The sequence below is a fragment of the Yersinia bercovieri ATCC 43970 genome, assembly GCF_013282745.1.
In the GTDB taxonomy this organism is placed as follows: Bacteria; Pseudomonadota; Gammaproteobacteria; order Enterobacterales; family Enterobacteriaceae; genus Yersinia; species Yersinia bercovieri.
Genome location: NZ_CP054044.1, coordinates 904,219 through 921,080, shown reverse-complemented (window position 1 = coordinate 921,080; position 16,862 = coordinate 904,219). Strand labels below are relative to the sequence as shown.

The window sequence follows — 16,862 nt, the reverse complement described above, 5'->3', positions numbered from 1 at the left end:
ACTATGAGCCTCTCGTTTGTCAGTGAGCAGTTACTCGCTGCTAACAAGCTGAACCATCAGGACTTGTTCTCAGTGTTGGGGCAGTTGGCTGAACGCCGCCTCGATTATGCTGACCTGTATTTCCAGTCCAGCTACCACGAGGCATGGGTGTTGGAAGACAGCATCATCAAAGATGGCTCTTACAATATTGACCAGGGCGTGGGTGTGCGTGCGGTCAGCGGTGAAAAAACCGGTTTTGCTTATGCCGACCAAATCACCCTGAACGCCTTGCAGCAAAGCGCCCATGCTGCGCGCAGTATTGTGCGCGATATTGGCAATGGCAAAGTTCATACACTGGGTGAGGTGCCTTACCAGGCGCTCTATCCGCTGCTAGACCCCCTGCAGAGCTTGTCGCGGGAGGACAAAATCGCGCTGTTGCATCGCGTCGATAAAGTCGCTCGCGCCGCCGATAAGCGGGTGCAGGAAGTGAGCGCTAGCTTAACTGGCATCTATGAGCAGGTGCTGGTGGCGGCCACTGACGGCACGCTGGCCGCCGATGTGCGCCCATTGGTGCGCTTGTCAGTCAGCGTATTGGTGGAAGAGAACGGCAAACGCGAACGCGGTGCCAGCGGTGGCGGTGGTCGTTTCGGCTATGACTACTTCCTGGAAACTGTTGACGGTGAAGTGCGGGCAGATAACTTTGCCAATGAAGCGGTCAGAATGGCGCTAGTTAACCTTTCCGCCATAGCTGCTCCTGCCGGTGCCATGCCAGTGGTATTAGGTGCCGGCTGGCCGGGTGTGCTGTTGCATGAAGCGGTTGGTCATGGTTTAGAGGGCGATTTCAACCGCCGTGGCAGTTCTGTCTTTAGTGGGCAGATGGGTAAGCTGGTGGCTTCCGAGCTGTGTACCGTGGTGGACGATGGCACCATGCAAGGCCGCCGTGGCTCACTGGCTATTGACGATGAAGGTGTACCGGGCCAATACAACGTATTGATCGAAAACGGTATTCTGAAAGGCTATATGCAGGATAAGTTGAACGCGCGCCTAATGGGGGTTGCCCCAACAGGTAATGGTCGCCGCGAATCTTACGCGCACTTGCCAATGCCGCGTATGACCAATACTTATATGTTAGCGGGCAAATCAACACCAGAAGAGATTATCGCCAGTGTGGAGTATGGCCTCTACGCGCCAAACTTTGGTGGTGGTCAGGTGGATATCACCTCCGGCAAGTTCGTGTTCTCAACCTCCGAAGCTTACTTAATTGAAAAGGGCAAAATCACCCGCGCGGTGAAGGGGGCTACCTTGATTGGCTCCGGTATTGAAGCGATGCAGCAGATCTCGATGGTCGGCAATGACTTAGCGCTGGATAAAGGCGTCGGCGTCTGCGGCAAAGAGGGCCAAAGCTTGCCAGTGGGGGTCGGCCAACCGACCTTGAAGCTGGATAATCTGACAGTGGGTGGCACGGCGTAGGGTTTAGAGATAAGCGCCGATAAACTATTAACGATAGCCCTGATATATCTCTGCAACGCTCTTAAAGTATTCGGTTAAGTAATCGATGCAGACTTGAACCTTGAGGGGCATTTTATCTTTTTCAGTATATAGCGCATATACCGGGCGTGGGTCAGAGTGATATTTTTTGAATAACACTTCCACTTCACCGCGCTTAATCTCCTCTATCACCCACATCAATGGTGCGTAGGCGATGCCTGCGCCCGCTTTAAGCCAGCGGATCATGGTTTGTGAGTCGTTGGTCACAAAGCGACCTTGTGGCGATATTTGTGTGGTGATCCCTTCCGGTGCTATCAGCTCGAAATTACTGTCTGGTCTCACGCTGTACTCCAGCCAGGAGAAGTTGATCATATCGCTCGGTTTTTCAGGGGTGCCATGTTGCAATAAATAGCTTTTGGCGGCGCAGACCACCATTGGCATAGAGCCGAGGCGGCGAGAAAATAGCCCCGAATCTTGCAATGCCCCCACTCGAATGACCACATCCAGACCATCGCCAATAAGATCAGGTGCCGGGATACCGGTAACCAAATTGACGGACAAACCGGGGTACTCTTTCAGCATATCCGCTGTCATGGTCGCCAGCACATTTTGTGCCATGGTGGATGAACAGCCGATTCGCAATGTGCCGGTTGGCGTATTGTTAAATGCGTATAACTGCTCATGCACCTCTTGCACTTCCTGCAACATGCGCCGACAGCCCTGATAATAGATCCGGCCCGCTTCGGTCAGACCAATGCGGCGAGTACTGCGGTTAAGCAGTTTAACATTTAGCTCGGTTTCCAGCTTGGACACGGTCTGGCTTATCGAGGATACACTCATCTCCAACTGCCGTGCCGCCGCAGTAAAAGAGCCGCATTCAACCACTCTGGCAAACACCGACATCCGTTTTAGTCTTTCCATTGCTTATCCTGTGTGACCTATTTGTTTAGCGCTAAACGCTTATTTTACATTGATTGTTAACTCTAGCTTAAAAGTGATTTAGATCACACATTGTAGATAAGTTGATAATAAGCAGGCTAATATACTGTTGTCGGAGAAAGGTCCGAAGTCTGAAAGCCGCGTAGCTAAAGTGTTACCTCGCCTCGTCCAGCTTGCAGTTGCACCTACAAGTTTAACCTATAACTCTACCTTATCGCTGGTGCTTTTAGCCTTGCCCGCGGTGGTTGAATGAGTTTCAGTTTAGAATTTAACTATTAACCTAGGCATGTTCACTGACATCCTATAATTGAGAGGATTTAAAGAATGAGTTTGCTTCCGGTGATGGTGATTTTCGGCCTCTCTTTCCCGCCGATATTTCTTGAGCTGCTTCTCTCGCTAGCCCTTTTTTTTGTCGTGCGCCGTCTGTTACAACCCACGGGTATTTATGAGTTTGTTTGGCACCCGGCACTCTTTAATACCGCGCTGTATGGTTGCCTTTTTTACTTAATTTCTCGTTTTTCTTCCTGAGGTCGCCGTGAATACTTTTTCATTAAAAATAATCCGCATCGGCATCACCTTATTAGTGGTCTTACTGGCTATCATCGCTATTTTCAAGGTGTGGGCTTTTTACACTGAATCGCCATGGACCCGTGATGCTAAATTTACCGCCGATGTAGTCGCTATTGCACCGGATGTCAGCGGTTTGATCACTGAGGTGCCGGTTAAAGACAACCAACTGGTGCAGAGAGGCCAGATTCTGTTTGTGATTGACCAACCCCGCTATCAGCAGGCACTGGCCGAAGCGGAAGCTGATGTCGCCTATTACCAAACGTTAGCTGCCGAGAAGCAGCGCGAATCTGGCAGACGGCAGCGGTTGGGGGTGCAGGCGCTGTCACAAGAGGAGATCGACCAATCCAGCAATGTGCTGCAAACCGTCCGTCATCAGCTGGCAAAAGCCATTGCACTCCGTGACTTAGCCAAACTTGATCTGGAGCGAACCACAGTGCGCGCGCCTGCCGAAGGCTGGGTGACCAATCTGAATGTTCATGGGGGGGAGTTCATTAACCGCGGTGCGACCGCTGTCGCATTGGTAAAAAAAGAGACTTTCTATATCTTGGCCTATCTGGAAGAGACCAAGCTGGAGGGGGTTAAGCCGGGTTATCGGGCGGAAATCACCCCTCTGGGTAGCAACCGCATTCTGCATGGCACTGTCGACAGTATCTCCGCCGGTGTGACCAATAGTAGCAGCAGTGTCGATAGCAAAGGGCTGGCGACCATTGATAATAATCTTGAATGGGTACGTCTGGCGCAGCGGGTGCCGGTGAAGATTCGTTTGGATAGCGAAGATCAGCAGCATCCATATCCAGCAGGCACCACCGCGACGGTAGTGATAACCGGAGCAAATGATCGTGACCCTAATCAGGCCTCGCCGATGATTAAGTTGATGCACCGTCTGCGCGAGTTTGGCTAACATGAACAGCCCGACCTTCATTCGTCTGCGCTTTGCCTTTAAGCTGAGTTTTGCCATTGTAGCCGCGCTGTTTCTGGGTTTTCATTTGCAACTGGAAACGCCGCGCTGGTCAGTGCTGACTGCCGCGATTGTCGCCGCTGGCCCAGCTTTTGCCGCCGGTGGCGAGCCATTCTCTGGCGCAATTCGTCACCGTGGCTGGCTACGCATTATCGGCACATTTATCGGCTGTATTGGTGGCTTGGTTATTATCGTGCTGACTATCAGAGCGCCGGTGCTTACCCTGATGCTGTGCTGTCTATGGGCGGGAGTTTGCACCTGGATCTCATCACTGGTGCGGGTCGAAAACTCCTATGCTTTTGGTCTGGCGGGTTATACCGCGCTGATTATCATTGTCACAACCGGTGAAACCCCCCTGTTGACGCCGCAGTTTGCCGTCGAGCGCTGTAGCGAAATTGTGTTGGGGATCGTCTGCGCGGTGATGGCGGATCTATTGTTCTCCCCACGGTCGATTAAGCAAGACATTGATCGGCTGGTGGATAAGGTGCTGGTGGATCAATATAAGCTGTTGCAGCTCTGTATTCGTCCGGCGGAAAAGAGCGAAATCGATCGCGCCTGGAGTGATTTAGTCAAAAATACTAGCGCACTCAATGGGATGCGCAGCTACCTGATGATGGAGTCATCTCGTTGGCAGCGCTGTAATCGCCGCCTGCGGGTATTGCACACCGAATCACTCGCGCTGATCACGCAGGCATGTGAAAGCTATTTGGTTCTGGTTAATCACCCCAATACTCTGCCCCCTGAGCTGAAAGTGATGTTGAGCGAACCGGCATCAACGACCACAGAGATTCGCCAGCAGATGAAAAAACTGCGCCAGTTTATCGGCGCTAGCCACAGTGAGGCGATCCCCCATACCATCAGCAGTTGGGTCGGTGCCGCCACCCGCTATTTATTGCTGTCAAAAGGTATTCACACCAACAGCAGCATTAGTCGGGTAGAGGAGGGTATTCTAGCGGGTGATATGCCGGTAAAACATGTCTCAGCCGAAGGGCATCACGCGATGATCAATGGCCTACGTACCGGCATCGCCACCGCAATTGGCGGCCTGTTTTGGCTCTGGACTGGCTGGACATCAGGGGCGGGCTGTATGGTGATGATAGCCGTGGTCACCTCATTGGCGATGCGCACACCCAATCCGCGCATGGTGGCGATCGACTTCCTACTGGGGGTCGTCATGGCGCTGCCCATCGGGGCGCTCTACTTTATGTTTATCATCCCTGCCACCCAGCAAAGCATGTTGCTGCTGTGCATCAGCTTGGGGCTGCTGGCCTTTATTATTGGCATCGAAGTGCAGAAGCGGCGGCTGGGGTCCCTGGGGACATTAGCTAGCACCATCAACATTATGGTGCTAAGTAACCCGATGGAATTTAATGTCAGCCTGTTCCTCGACAGCGCCTTGGGGCAGATAGTCGGTTGCTTTGTCTCCCTGATTGTCTTGTTATTGATCCGCGATAATGCCAAAGAGCGGACTGGCAGAACCTTGCTAAACCGCTTTGTTTACAGTGCAGTATCCGCCCTGACCACCAATAGAGCGCGTCGCAGCGAAAATCATTTGCCGATGCTCTATCAGCAGCTGAATCAGCTATTGATGATGTTCCCCGGCGATATCGATAAGTATCGTCTGGCACTGACGCTGATCATCGCCCATCAACGACTCAACAGCACTGAAATTCCGGCTAATGATGAATTGAGTGCCTTCCATAAACAAATCCGCTATACCGCTGATCGTGTCATCAATGTGAAGGGTGATCAGAAACGGCGCTATTACTTCGCCCGGTTGTTGCAGGAACTGGATCAATATCAGCAAAAACTGGTTGATTATCAGTCGCCTGATTCGGTTACCCTGCCGGTAAAACGGTTAGCGGATATGTTACATCGCTATCAGAGCGCGCTGATATAGATATCAGGTGAAGCGCGCTAAGCTGTTCTTATCGCTTTTTCAAAGGCTATACTCAAGCTGGAACCACCCCTTCCTCGCCCTCTAGTGATGAGGGCCTCATTTTCCTAAGGAGGTTGACATGATGTCAGAGCAAAACCCTTTGCAGGACCAGCAGCACAGCGACGGCGTTTATCACATTGGTTATTTTGTCGGCGGCAAATGGTGCCAGGCCCAAGAGACTTTTGATGTCTATAACCCTGCTACCGGTGAATTAGTCGCCAAAGTGGCCAAAGCCGGTAAACCAGAGAGTGAAGCTGCCATTAAAGCAGCCAGTGAGGCATTTCCTGCCTGGCGCAAAAAACCGGCCAAACAGCGGGCAGAAATTCTACAGCGTTGGTATCTGCTCATTATGGAACATCAGCAATCATTGGCTGAGATAATGGTTTCCGAGCAGGGTAAGCCGCTGAAAGAAGCATTAGGCGAGGTGGCCTATGCCGCCAGCTTTATTCAATGGTTTAGTGAGCAAGCTAAACGCGCTAATGGTGAGATTATTCCGCCCACTAAAGAGGGGGCGCGCATTTTTGCCACCCGTGAACCTGTTGGCGTTGTCGCTGCCATTACGCCGTGGAATTTCCCGCTGGCGATGCTCACCCGCAAACTGGGGCCGGCACTAGCGGCCGGATGTACCGGGCTGATTAAACCGGCCAATAACACGCCACTGTCCGCTTTTGCCTTGCTGGCACTGGCAGATAAAGCGGGCGTACCTGCTGGTGTTCTCAATGGTGTGGCCGGTGACACTCATGCTATTAGCGATGCCATCATGGCCAGCGCTGAGGTGCGTAAAATCTCCTTCACTGGCTCAACTGAGGTGGGCAAAACTCTGATGCGCAATGCCGCAGCTACCATGAAAAAGATCTCCATGGAGCTGGGGGGCAATGCACCCTATATTGTGTTTGATGATGCTGATTTAGATGCGGCAGTGGCCGGGGCTATCGCCTGTAAATTCCGCAATGCTGGGCAAGTCTGTGTTTGCGTTAATCGCTTCTATATTCAAGAGGGCATTTACCATGCATTCGTCAGCCATCTGGCCGCTGAGGTGAAAAAACTGAAAGTGGGCAATGGGATGGATAAAGATGTCGATATGGGGCCGCTGATTAATATGGCGGGTCTGGAGAAAGTCGAAGATCACGTCAAAGATGCGCTTGAGAAGGGTGGGCGTCTGCTGGTGGGCGGGCATCGCCATGAATTGGGTGGTAATTTCTTCCAACCAACAGTGATTGCCGATGCCAATGAGCAGATGAAAGTGGCGTCAGAAGAGACATTTGGCCCGCTGGCAGCTTGTTTCCGCTTTAAAACCGAAGCTGAAGTGATTAAGCGCGCGAATGACACGCCGTTCGGACTGGCAGCTTACTTCTATACGCAGGATCTGCAACGGGTATTCCGCGTTTCTGATGCATTGGAAAGCGGTATGATTGGCGTCAATGAAAGCTCGCTCTCTACGGAGCTGGCCCCCTTCGGTGGTGTGAAGGAGTCCGGTCTGGGCCGCGAAGGTTCGGTGCTGGGATTGGATGAATTTATGGAAGTCAAAACCCTGCATCTGGGTAATTTATAAGCCAGCTGAATGAGCCATCTTGATTATAACATTGGGGCATGGGTGATGAGCAGACAACCATTATTGGAAGCCTAAGGGTTAAGGAGAACCATGATGAATAAACGCATTATCGCTATTCTGGGGGCGGTGTTGCTATTGATTGCGGCAGCATTACAGCTCAATGGCTGTGACCCTGCGCGTGATATCGGTCAATCGCCGGATCTGGAGCGCCCACCATTATCGACGCCTGCATCCATCGAACAATTAACGCAGCCCAAACCGGTGGCGAAATATCTACAAGCGCACCATCGCCTGCCGGACTTTTACATTACCAAGCAGCAGGCCCGTGAGAAGGGTTGGGACCCAAAAGAGGGCAATCTGTGTCAGGTGCTGCCGGGGCGCGCTATTGGCGGTGATCGTTTTTCTAACCGAGAGCGCCAACTGCCACAAGCCAAAGGCCGCAACTGGCATGAGGCTGATGTGAATTATCGCTGCGGCCATCGTGGTAGTGATCGTTTGTTGTACTCTAATGATGGCCTGATTTATCTGACTCAGGATCACTACAAGCATTTCATTCGGATGGAGTGAGAAGATGGTAAAAGTGGTATTCGATTTTGACCATATACCGGATCTTCCTGCATTTTACCGTGAATTTTCCCAAAAATTTGCGCTGAGGGAGGGCTTTGGCGCCAATCTGGATGCGCTGTGGGATGTGGTAACGGGTGAGATAGCATTGCCGGTAGAGATTGAATTTATCCATTTCAATCACCGCCGGAAACGCCGTTTTGGGGCGATAGTGTTGTTGTTCGAAGAGGCAGAAGAGGAGCTGGCCGGTAGTCTGCGCTTTAATATTAATTAGGCTACTCTACTTGCCATCTTGAGCCTGGGCAGTGCCGGACTCCTCACGTACTGGGTGTACGCTCCGGGTCCTGTGCGCTGCCTTACCCAAACTGCCTGACAGTTACGTCCCATCAAACAGGCGCGAGCTGCGCCCGATTACTGCTGTTTCTCTGCCAATTCACGCAGATACTGGAAGATCTGGCGGAATGCTTTTGGCGGCTTATTCGCGGCTTTCTCTTTTTGGGCATTACGCACCAAACTGCGCAACTGCTGGCGATCAGCATCGGGATAGAGATCCAACACGGTTGGGATCACATCATCACCCTCTGCAACCAAACGATCGCGCAGCGTTTCCAATTTATGGAACAGCGAGATTTGTTGGTTATGACGGTTTTTCAGTTTATCCAGCGCGGTCTGAATGGGTTCGACATCACGGCCGCGCAGCATTTTACCAATTAACTGAATCTGGCGACGGCGGCCCTCTTTCTTGATTTTCTGCGCCAGCTCAATGGCTGCCAGCAGATCTTCATCCAGTGGGATCTTCTCCAGCGCGTTTTTACCCAGCTCAACCAGCTCGGTTCCGAGATCTTTCAGCGCTTCAGCATCTCGCTTAATTTCACTTTTACTGACCCAAATGATTTCATCATCATCGTCATTTTTATCTTCTGGGACTTCATCTAGCCAGTCTTCGGGCTGTTTGTTCATGGTCAAATTCCTTAAAAAGAGGCTAATCGTAGCAGGTTGTTGGCTTTCTGCGAAATCGCACCAAGATCTCTGATAGACTGAAAGTATGGCGTCCCCTATTTTATCCGTGTAAGTCGTCGTATTACGACACTTTCCTGAACGATTATCTCATTAATTATGGCAGATCGATGAAAGTAGTCACTCAAGTTGCAGAACAGCGTAAAACGCTGGAACACGCTGTTGCACAAGCGTTGGAATTGGCCCGTGCGGGTTCTGATGCGGCTGAAGTTGCCGTCAGCAAAACCACCGGAATTAGTGTCAGCACTCGCTTTGGTGAAGTGGAGAACGTGGAGTTCAACAGCGATGGTGCGCTGGGAATTACTGTTTATCACCAGCAACGCAAAGGCAGCGCCTCCACCACCGATTTAAGTCCGGATGCGGTCGCCCGTACCGTGCAAGCGGCACTGGATATCGCCCGCTATACCTCGCCTGACCCTTATGCAGGGCCGGCAGAAAAATCGCTACTGGCCTTTGAGGCACCGGATCTGGATCTGTTCCATCCGGGTGATTTGGATGCTGAGCAAGGTATTTTGCTGGCTGCGCGAGCAGAGCAGGCGGCATTGCAGGCAGACACGCGAATTACTAATACCGAGGGTGGCAGCTTTAACAGCCATTACGGCATTAAGGTCTTTGGCAACAGCCACGGCATGTTACAGAGCTATTGTTCCAGCCGCCATTCACTCTCCAGCAGTGTTATCGCCGAGCACAATGGCGATATGGAGCGGGATTATGCCTATACCATTGGTCGGCGGATGGAAGATTTAGCCAACCCTGAGTGGGTGGGTGAAGAGTGCGCCCGTCGCACTTTGTCCCGCTTATCGCCACGTAAGCTGCCGACCATGGAGTCACCGGTGCTGTTTGCCGCCGAAGTGGCGACGGGCTTGTTCGGCCACTTAGTGTCGGCTATCAGCGGCGGTAATATTTATCGCAAATCGACTTTTTTGCTCGATCACCTCGGCAAGCAGATTTTGCCTGAATGGTTGACCATTGAAGAGCATCCGCATTTATTGCGTGGTCTGGCTTCAACGCCGTTCGACAGTGAAGGCGTGCGCACGCTGCAACGAGAGATCGTCAAAGATGGGGTGCTGCAAACCTATCTGCTGACCAGCTATTCAGCCCGTAAGTTGGGGCTGCAAAGCACCGGGCACGCCGGGGGGATCCATAACTGGCGCATTGCAGGTCAGGGGCAGGATTTCGCCGGAATGCTGAAGCAACTGGATAAAGGCTTGGTGGTGACCGAATTGATGGGCCAGGGGGTCAGTACCGTGACGGGTGATTACTCTCGCGGGGCTGCTGGTTTCTGGGTTGAAAATGGTGAGATTCAGTACCCGGTGAGTGAGATTACAATCGCCGGGAACCTGAAAGATATGCTGCGCAATATCGTGAGTGTCGGCAGTGATATCGAACTGCGTAGTAACATTCAGTGTGGTTCAGTCCTATTACCGGCGATGAAGATCGCGGGCGAATAATAGCCCTCCTGTCATATTCTTATTTCATCTCCCGCCTGTAGAAATACGGGCGTTTTATCTGTTCATCCGCACAGTTTTGGCTTTTTTCTGTTGGCAGTAAGAAATCATTGCCAGTTTCCCCCTCCATTGACTACGTTAAGTATGAGCAATGTATCAATGAGAACTATGCAGTTAACAATAATTATAAGGAGTGTGAGCATGAGTAAGAAGATGATGGCGTTAATGGCGGCGGTGTTACTCAGCGCCAGCACGTTAGCCATGGCGGCCAGTGTGGCGGATAACATGGACACCATTGCCGAGAATTACGGCAAAGTGTTGAAGGCCGACTCTACAGATGTGATCAAGCAAGGTTTAGCGGCGATGCGCGTGGCGGCACTGGATGCACAAAAGGGCATTCCTAGCAAACTGAAGAGTAAAGGTGAGGGGAGTGCGGAGGTGAAGGATTTCCGCCATGGTTTGGATTTACTTATTGGGCAGATTGATGGTGCGCTGGCTTTGGCCAATCAAGGCAAACTGGATGACGCCAAAAAAGCCGCCCAAGATTTCAAGCCCACCCGCGATACCTACCATAAAAAATATCGCTAATCTGCGGCAGGAGGGTAATGGCCCTAGGCTATTACCCTCACATCATATGCGCAGATATTTCAATCAACATTTATCGGCATTTATTGTCGATTAATGACGATTAACGATGAAATTCACCCGCGGCTTCTGGCTGATATAACAGCTCCAGCACAATAATGCGGGCTTCATCCCCACCAGGCAATTTCCAACTGATTTCGTCATTGACGTGCAAGCCCAGCAATGCTGCCCCTAAAGGTGCCATCACCGAGAGTTGATCGTTGCTGTCTTTCAGTGATGCCGGATAAACCAGGGTGCGGATATGCTCCTCCTGGTTATTCAGATCACGAAAACGCACACGGCTGTTCATAGTCACCACATCTGCCGGAATAGCATTAGGTGGCAGAATTTCTGCACGATCCAGCTCTTCATTGAGCGCTTGTGCGACCACTGTACCGGCAAAGGCCGGTTGCGCCAGTAACGCATCCAAACGTTCAGCATCCAGCTCGTTAATCGTGATGGTTGGCTTGGTCATACCACTCTCCAATTCAATTTCAGCAAAACATAAAAACAACACCCCCACGCCATAGGAGAGGGGGTGTTCGAAAATAACTTTAATATTGATCTGATATTAGGCGCTTCCGGCTAGAAAAGAAAGAGATCCGGATCACGAACTTTTTTCCACCGCAGGCATTCACGGTGCATTTATATAAAAGTTATTTTGTTGTTAATGATTAAGTTAGCTATGTAAACGCCTATTTTGCGAATGTGATCCCCCCGGTACATGACATTTCCACTTTGAACTGGAAAAAATGCCGCTACACACCTATTCCGCTTGCAGGTAGGGTGATGTCATCGCGCAGAGGGGAGGTAAACGAAGCTCTCTTTGTAGTCAGAAAGTTGTTACAGCAAGAAATAGAGGATTGTCAGCGTGAATGATGTAGTCACATTGAATGCAGCCGAGGAACCTGGAGTCGCAGAGGTAAATATCATCACTGAGCGGGTATTAGCTGAAATTACCGTGATGTTAAATGCCGAAAACATTTTCACCAACGATGTGCAGCAGCAAATGTTGACATCACATATTCGGGCCATGGTGTTACGTTCAATCACTGGCGAGCCATTACCTGAGGTGGATAAATCATTATTTGATGAAATTTCAGCACATTCAATGCAAATGGCCCAGCAAGTTGTCGACAGGTTTGCCAATTTGCCGATTGAAGAGGCTTATTTGTTATCGGTGCATTTTGAAGTAGCGAAAGATAATAACCCATAAAACAGTCATCTGGAGAAGAGACTATGAGTCAAATTACCGTTGTAATTGGCGACCGTTTAGGTAAAGGCCAAAAAGTTGGGCAAGGTGTTGAATTGGCTGGTGGCCGCGTGGTGGTTATTCCCGGTGTTGCCGCAGACATGAAACTGGGTGATGTGATGAATAGCGAACAAGCAGACTTCGGTATCTCATTTTGTGGTAGCGGCGGTGCGGGTGCTATTACGGCCCAAAATAAGTATGGCTACAAAGCAAAATACGGTATGCGTTCAGTCGAAGAGGGTGTGACCGCAATAAATGAAGGCTGCAAGGTATTAGGCTTCGGATTTATGGATAAAGAAGAGTTAGGGCAGAAATTAGTGGAAGCGTATATCAAGAAATATGGTCAGCCGTAATGAAAGAACAATATACCACTCAGGTGCAGGTAAAAGGCAAAGGCGATACTAAGGGTAAAGCTTTCGCCAATGCACTGGGTAATGTCCAAAATACGGTGTTGAAGTCGACGCAAAATATTCTGTTACGGATTGAACCACAAGACGTCAAAGTATTACGCGCCGAATTATCAGTGAAAAAAGAGAAGTTTTTACTCTTTTTTCTGCCGCGAGAAAGAAAAACATACAGTGTTGAATTAGATATTACCGTGAACGTGACAATTATTGACACAGAAAAGGTTGTCTTCGTTTCTAAATAAAAAGTCTATTCCCACCGCACTGTTATTTGCAGCTAGCTGCAACTTCAATTGCTTGGGTGTGACTTATAGATGAAAGGATATGTTGATGTTTTTAATTATTCTTTTTAAGTCGATTATTATCGGCGGACTGGTCGGCGTGGGGGTTGGTGTTGGGGCCGCCCGCATGTTCCATGCGCCGACAATACAGGGCATGGGCGCATTTCGTACCTTGGGCGAGTTGAACTCGTGTGAGGGCGATCCGGCATCGCATTTCTCCTTCGGGCTAGGCTTCTTCTTCAACGCCTGGGCCTCGTCGGTTGCCGCTGGGGCCTTTACTCAGGATGTCGACCACCGCATTATTCCGAACTGGGGTGCTGCAGCATTGATGATTAAAAATCGCAATGTGGCGGAAACCATGCATAACCCGAAAAAGATGGCGATTGCCTGCGGCATTATCGGGGTTATTGTCGTCAGCTTCCTCAATACTACCGCTTCAGCGGTTCCGGCTGCATTACAGGTTACGGCAATTAAGGTCTTGGTGCCGGCCGCTAATATTCTGGTTAACACCGTGATGCCGGTTATTTTCTGGCTAGCCGCCATTGATGCCGGACGTCGTTCTGGTTTCTGGGCCACTATTTTCGGCGGCCTGGCGCAGTTAATTATGGGTAATGCCGTTCCGGGTCTGGTTCTGGGTATTTTAATTGGTAAAGGGGTTGAGGAGAGCGGCTGGAATAAAGTCACAAAAATCATGATGACAGTGATTGTGCTGCTGTTCGTGCTCAGTGGCTTCTTCCGTGGATTCGACATGAAATTCCTGGAGTCATTCAGTCTGGGTGTGCCCGTGTGGCTCGATACCATTCATAACGCATTGAGCGGAAAATAACACAGCGAGAGGAGCTTAATGATGGATGAACAAACCAAGAATAATTTCTGGTATGCCGACTGGTCCTTTCCGATCTTTGTAGGGCTATTATCTTCCGGCGTGTTTGCGGGTACTCATATGTACTATTTATATGGTATCGGCGCATTTAACGAAGTGGCATTTGTTTCAATGCTACGTGCAGGAATGGATACCGGGGTTTATGGGGCAGTGGCTGCATTTGGTGCCAGCTTCTTATTTGCCCGTATTATTGAAGGTTCGCTGGTCGGTATTTTAGATATCGGTGGTGCGATTCAAACCGGCGTAGGTTTGGGTGTGCCGGCATTATTGCTGGGGGCTGGATTTGTGTTCCCGGTGGCCAATTTTGCCGCCTCCTTGGTGACCGGCCTGATAATTGGTCTAGCTATCGGCTATCTGATTATTTTGGCACGTAAATTTACGATTAACCAAAGTAATTCGACTTACGGTGCAGATGTCATGATGGGCGCAGGTAACTCATCGGGCCGCTTTTTGGGGCCACTGATTATTCTGTCCGCGATTACTGCATCAATTCCCATTGGTATCGGCTCTTTAGGTGGCGCATTACTGTTTTATCTGTGGAATAAACCTATAACCGGTGGCGCAATTTTGGGTGCCATGATTTTAGGGTCTATTTTCCCGGTCGCGATTTCCTGAACTTCGGGGGGAATATTCAAATTACCGGATATTTACCCCGCTGCGATACTCAGTAAGAAGGGTATAACGGAGAATAAAGATAATGCATGACTTTATTATCACTCGGGCACTATTGGTTAATGGCCATCAGGTGGATATTGCCATTAATGATGGAAAAATAACGGCGGTGAGCGCGACTATTGCTGCGGTTGAAAATAACCAAATTGAACCCCCTTTTTATCCGGCCAAAAAAGTCCTGGATCTGGCTGGGAGATATTATCTCAGTGCCGGCTGGATTGATTCCCATGTTCACTGCTACCCCGCATCGCCTATTTATCATGACGAAGCTGATTTAGTTGGTGTTGCCAGTGGCGTGACCACGGTGGTGGATGCCGGCAGCACGGGTGCCAATGATATTGATGATTTCTACCGCCTGACTCGCGCGGCCAAAACCCATGTTTATGCTTTTTTAAATATTGCAAAAACCGGCATCGTCACGCAAAACGAATTAGCTGATATGGCGCAGATTGATAAGCAAAGTGTCAGTCAGGCGATTGCTCGTAACCCCGATTTCATTATCGGCATTAAGGCCCGAATGAGTAGCAGTGTGGTGGGTAAAAACGGTATTAAGCCGCTGATTCGCGCCAAAGAGATCCAGCAAGAGAACAACCAGTTGCCGCTGATGGTGCACATTGGCAATAACCCGCCGGATCTGGATGAAATTGCCGATTTACTGACGCAGGGCGACATTATTACTCATTGCTATAACGGCAAACCCAACCGAATTCTGACCCCTGCGGGGGCTTTGCGTGAATCTATTCAGCGCGCACTAAAACGCGGCGTGTTGCTGGATGTGGGCCATGGTAGCGCCAGTTTCAGCTTTGAGGTTGCCGAGCTTGCCATCAAGCAAGGTATCTACCCGCACACCATCAGCTCCGACATCTATTGCCGCAACCGCATAAGTGGGCCGGTGCATAGCCTGGCGAGCGTGATGTCCAAATTTTTCACCATCGGCCTAAACTTGGAACAGGTCATCAGCTGTGTAACCGAAAATGCCGCCCAAGCGCTGCGCCTGAGCCATAAAGGGGTCGTGGCTGAGGGCTATGATGCTGACCTGACTATTTTTGAGCTGAAACAGCAGCCGCAGGTATTCAGCGATTCGGAAGGTAAATCGGTCACCGGTGAACAGTATCTGGTGCCACTGGCTGCGGTGGTGGCCGGTGACTTAGTGTTAACTGACGAAGGGAAGTTAAAAGATGTCTTCAGTTTATGAGAAATACCAGCTAAAACATGTGATTAATGCCTCTGGCCGTATGACGATGCTTGGGGTTTCAACACCACGGCAAGAGGTGATTGACGCCGTGGAGCTGGGTCTAAATCACTACTTTGAAATGAAAGATCTGGTGAATAAAACCGGCGCTTACATTGCCGATTTACTAAATGTTGAGAGCGCGGTGGTGGTCTCTTGCGCCTCTGCCGGAGTTGCGCAATCCGTCGCTGCCGTGATCGTGAAAGATGATGCGAATTTGCTGGTCAATCTTCATGCCGCACCCCGCACGGTGCCCAATGAAATTGTGCTGCCGAAGGGGCACAATGTTAACTTTGGTGCGCCAGTTGATACCATGGTGACCTTGGGTGGCGGTAAAGTGGTGGAAGCCGGTTATGCCAATGAGTGTTTGCCTGAACAGCTAGAAGCGGCGATCACGCGCAATACAGCGGCGATCTTGTATATAAAATCCCACCATTGTGTGCAAAAAAGCATTTTATCGGTTGAGCAAGCGGTGGTCATCGCCCGCAAGCATCAACTGCCATTAATCGTTGACGCGGCAGCGGAAGAAGATCTGCTCTGTTACTACCAAATGGGCGCTGATTTGGTGATTTACAGTGGGGCCAAAGCTATTGAAGGGCCGACCAGCGGATTGGTCTTAGGTAAGAAAACCTATGTTGATTGGGTGAAACTGCAATCAAACGGCATTGGTCGGGCGATGAAAGTGGGTAAAGAGGGTATCCTCGGCCTAACCCGCGCCATTGAAAGCTACATGACACTGGAAAAAGAGAGCGGCCAGCAGATGGTGGCGAAGATTACGCCTTTCATCACCCAACTGAATAGCATCGACGGCGTCTGCGCCAAAGTGGTTTGGGATGCGGCTGGGCGCGATATTGCCCGCACTGAGATCAGTTTTGATGAAGCCAAAATCGGCCGCTCGACACCAGATCTGGTTGATGCGCTAAAAAATGGTGATATTGCCATCTATTTCCGTGCCTACAAAGCCAACGAAGGTAAGATTGAAGTGGATGTTCGCAGTGTAACACCACCGCAACTCGAAACAATTTACCGCTGTATCAACCAGCTGATTAAGGGAGCCTAAG

At 50.4% G+C, this 16,862-nt stretch carries 19 protein-coding genes; 16 read left to right on the top strand and 3 right to left on the bottom strand.

Annotated features, from left to right (window positions below):
• Window positions 1-3 precede the first annotated feature (3 nt).
• Window positions 4-1,449, top strand: a complete 1,446-nt coding sequence (tldD, locus tag HRK25_RS04200; RefSeq protein ID WP_005271388.1) for a metalloprotease TldD — start codon at window positions 4-6, stop codon at window positions 1,447-1,449.
• A gap of 27 nt (window positions 1,450-1,476) precedes the next feature.
• Here tldD and aaeR read toward each other — a convergent pair whose 3' ends face one another.
• Complete coding sequence (gene aaeR / locus HRK25_RS04195; RefSeq protein WP_005271390.1) at window positions 1,477-2,388, bottom strand: HTH-type transcriptional activator AaeR; 912 nt, start codon at window positions 2,386-2,388, stop codon at window positions 1,477-1,479.
• Window positions 2,389-2,730: 342 nt separating this feature from the next.
• Here aaeR and aaeX point away from each other — a divergent pair, with 342 nt between their 5' ends.
• The 6 genes from aaeX (at window position 2,731) to HRK25_RS04165 (ending at window position 8,263) form a co-directional block, all read left to right on the top strand.
• Window positions 2,731-2,934, top strand: coding sequence for a p-hydroxybenzoic acid efflux pump operon protein AaeX (aaeX, locus tag HRK25_RS04190; protein WP_005271391.1), 204 nt, complete (start codon window positions 2,731-2,733; stop codon window positions 2,932-2,934).
• Between the two features lie 7 nt (window positions 2,935-2,941).
• Window positions 2,942-3,877, top strand: coding sequence for a p-hydroxybenzoic acid efflux pump subunit AaeA (gene aaeA, locus HRK25_RS04185; protein ID WP_005271393.1), 936 nt, complete (start codon window positions 2,942-2,944; stop codon window positions 3,875-3,877).
• A 1-nt stretch (window position 3,878) separates the two neighbouring features.
• Window positions 3,879-5,834 (top strand): p-hydroxybenzoic acid efflux pump subunit AaeB, encoded by a 1,956-nt coding sequence (gene aaeB, locus HRK25_RS04180; RefSeq protein WP_005271395.1) that lies wholly within the window; start codon window positions 3,879-3,881, stop codon window positions 5,832-5,834.
• 121 nt (window positions 5,835-5,955) lie between these two features.
• Window positions 5,956-7,425 (top strand): NAD-dependent succinate-semialdehyde dehydrogenase, encoded by a 1,470-nt coding sequence (locus HRK25_RS04175; protein WP_032896663.1) that lies wholly within the window; start codon window positions 5,956-5,958, stop codon window positions 7,423-7,425.
• A 93-nt stretch (window positions 7,426-7,518) separates the two neighbouring features.
• Window positions 7,519-7,992: a ribonuclease gene (locus tag HRK25_RS04170; RefSeq protein WP_032896637.1), complete on the top strand. Its 474-nt coding sequence runs from the start codon at window positions 7,519-7,521 to the stop codon at window positions 7,990-7,992.
• A 4-nt stretch (window positions 7,993-7,996) separates the two neighbouring features.
• Entirely contained in the window at window positions 7,997-8,263 is a 267-nt protein-coding gene (locus HRK25_RS04165) for a barstar family protein (RefSeq protein WP_005271405.1), read from the top strand.
• 137 nt (window positions 8,264-8,400) lie between these two features.
• Here the strand turns inward: HRK25_RS04165 and yjgA are convergent, their stop codons facing one another.
• The gene (yjgA, locus tag HRK25_RS04160; protein ID WP_005271408.1) at window positions 8,401-8,949 is read right to left on the bottom strand and encodes a ribosome biogenesis factor YjgA; all 549 of its coding nucleotides are present in this window, start codon (window positions 8,947-8,949) and stop codon (window positions 8,401-8,403) included.
• A 167-nt stretch (window positions 8,950-9,116) separates the two neighbouring features.
• On the opposite strand from yjgA, the gene pmbA reads away from it, so the two are divergent.
• A complete protein-coding gene (gene pmbA, locus HRK25_RS04155) occupies window positions 9,117-10,457 on the top strand; it encodes a metalloprotease PmbA (protein WP_005271411.1) in 1,341 nt (446 codons plus the stop codon).
• Window positions 10,458-10,655: 198 nt separating this feature from the next.
• On the top strand, window positions 10,656-11,042 hold the full coding sequence (gene cybC / locus HRK25_RS04150; protein ID WP_032896640.1) for a cytochrome b562: 387 nt from the start codon (window positions 10,656-10,658) through the stop codon (window positions 11,040-11,042).
• A gap of 100 nt (window positions 11,043-11,142) precedes the next feature.
• Here cybC and rnk read toward each other — a convergent pair whose 3' ends face one another.
• Window positions 11,143-11,553, bottom strand: a complete 411-nt coding sequence (rnk, locus tag HRK25_RS04145; protein ID WP_032896665.1) for a nucleoside diphosphate kinase regulator — start codon at window positions 11,551-11,553, stop codon at window positions 11,143-11,145.
• A 396-nt stretch (window positions 11,554-11,949) separates the two neighbouring features.
• On the opposite strand from rnk, the gene HRK25_RS04140 reads away from it, so the two are divergent.
• From HRK25_RS04140 to HRK25_RS04110, 7 genes are all read left to right on the top strand, one after another.
• Window positions 11,950-12,294, top strand: a complete 345-nt coding sequence (locus HRK25_RS04140; RefSeq protein ID WP_005271416.1) for a PRD domain-containing protein — start codon at window positions 11,950-11,952, stop codon at window positions 12,292-12,294.
• 23 nt (window positions 12,295-12,317) lie between these two features.
• The gene (locus tag HRK25_RS04135; RefSeq protein WP_005271418.1) at window positions 12,318-12,683 is read left to right on the top strand and encodes a glycine-rich SFCGS family protein; all 366 of its coding nucleotides are present in this window, start codon (window positions 12,318-12,320) and stop codon (window positions 12,681-12,683) included.
• Window positions 12,683-12,979 carry a DUF4312 family protein gene (locus HRK25_RS04130; RefSeq protein WP_032815603.1) on the top strand — a complete coding sequence of 99 codons (297 nt, stop codon included), beginning with the start codon at window positions 12,683-12,685 and terminating at the stop codon, window positions 12,977-12,979. The genes HRK25_RS04135 and HRK25_RS04130 overlap by 1 nt, the downstream gene beginning before the upstream one ends.
• 85 nt (window positions 12,980-13,064) lie before the next feature.
• Window positions 13,065-13,841, top strand: coding sequence for a DUF4311 domain-containing protein (locus HRK25_RS04125; protein ID WP_004701420.1), 777 nt, complete (start codon window positions 13,065-13,067; stop codon window positions 13,839-13,841).
• Window positions 13,842-13,862: 21 nt separating this feature from the next.
• Window positions 13,863-14,513, top strand: coding sequence for a DUF4310 family protein (locus HRK25_RS04120; protein ID WP_032896643.1), 651 nt, complete (start codon window positions 13,863-13,865; stop codon window positions 14,511-14,513).
• An 82-nt stretch (window positions 14,514-14,595) separates the two neighbouring features.
• On the top strand, window positions 14,596-15,765 hold the full coding sequence (locus tag HRK25_RS04115) for an amidohydrolase/deacetylase family metallohydrolase (RefSeq protein WP_005271423.1): 1,170 nt from the start codon (window positions 14,596-14,598) through the stop codon (window positions 15,763-15,765).
• On the top strand, window positions 15,749-16,861 hold the full coding sequence (locus tag HRK25_RS04110; protein WP_032896645.1) for a DgaE family pyridoxal phosphate-dependent ammonia lyase: 1,113 nt from the start codon (window positions 15,749-15,751) through the stop codon (window positions 16,859-16,861). Before HRK25_RS04115 ends, HRK25_RS04110 begins: the two co-directional genes overlap by 17 nt.
• The last annotated feature ends 1 nt before the right edge of the window (window position 16,862 follow it).

Bases quoted from the DNA above. Each gene is read 5' to 3' on its own strand.
- rnk (WP_032896665.1), bottom strand. From the start codon at position 11,553: ATGACCAAGCCAACCATCACGATTAACGAGCTGGATGCTGAACGTTTG.
- HRK25_RS04170 (WP_032896637.1), top strand. From the start codon at position 7,519: ATGAATAAACGCATTATCGCTATTCTGGGGGCGGTGTTGCTATTGATT.
- HRK25_RS04115 (WP_005271423.1), top strand. From the start codon at position 14,596: ATGCATGACTTTATTATCACTCGGGCACTATTGGTTAATGGCCATCAG.
- HRK25_RS04110 (WP_032896645.1), top strand. From the start codon at position 15,749: ATGTCTTCAGTTTATGAGAAATACCAGCTAAAACATGTGATTAATGCC.
- pmbA (WP_005271411.1), top strand. From the start codon at position 9,117: ATGAAAGTAGTCACTCAAGTTGCAGAACAGCGTAAAACGCTGGAACAC.
- aaeB (WP_005271395.1), top strand. From the start codon at position 3,879: ATGAACAGCCCGACCTTCATTCGTCTGCGCTTTGCCTTTAAGCTGAGT.
- aaeX (WP_005271391.1), top strand. From the start codon at position 2,731: ATGAGTTTGCTTCCGGTGATGGTGATTTTCGGCCTCTCTTTCCCGCCG.
- HRK25_RS04175 (WP_032896663.1), top strand. From the start codon at position 5,956: ATGTCAGAGCAAAACCCTTTGCAGGACCAGCAGCACAGCGACGGCGTT.
- cybC (WP_032896640.1), top strand. From the start codon at position 10,656: ATGAGTAAGAAGATGATGGCGTTAATGGCGGCGGTGTTACTCAGCGCC.
- HRK25_RS04165 (WP_005271405.1), top strand. From the start codon at position 7,997: ATGGTAAAAGTGGTATTCGATTTTGACCATATACCGGATCTTCCTGCA.
- aaeR (WP_005271390.1), bottom strand. From the start codon at position 2,388: ATGGAAAGACTAAAACGGATGTCGGTGTTTGCCAGAGTGGTTGAATGC.
- tldD (WP_005271388.1), top strand. From the start codon at position 4: ATGAGCCTCTCGTTTGTCAGTGAGCAGTTACTCGCTGCTAACAAGCTG.
- HRK25_RS04135 (WP_005271418.1), top strand. From the start codon at position 12,318: ATGAGTCAAATTACCGTTGTAATTGGCGACCGTTTAGGTAAAGGCCAA.
- yjgA (WP_005271408.1), bottom strand. From the start codon at position 8,949: ATGAACAAACAGCCCGAAGACTGGCTAGATGAAGTCCCAGAAGATAAA.
- HRK25_RS04125 (WP_004701420.1), top strand. From the start codon at position 13,065: ATGTTTTTAATTATTCTTTTTAAGTCGATTATTATCGGCGGACTGGTC.
- HRK25_RS04120 (WP_032896643.1), top strand. From the start codon at position 13,863: ATGGATGAACAAACCAAGAATAATTTCTGGTATGCCGACTGGTCCTTT.
- HRK25_RS04130 (WP_032815603.1), top strand. From the start codon at position 12,683: ATGAAAGAACAATATACCACTCAGGTGCAGGTAAAAGGCAAAGGCGAT.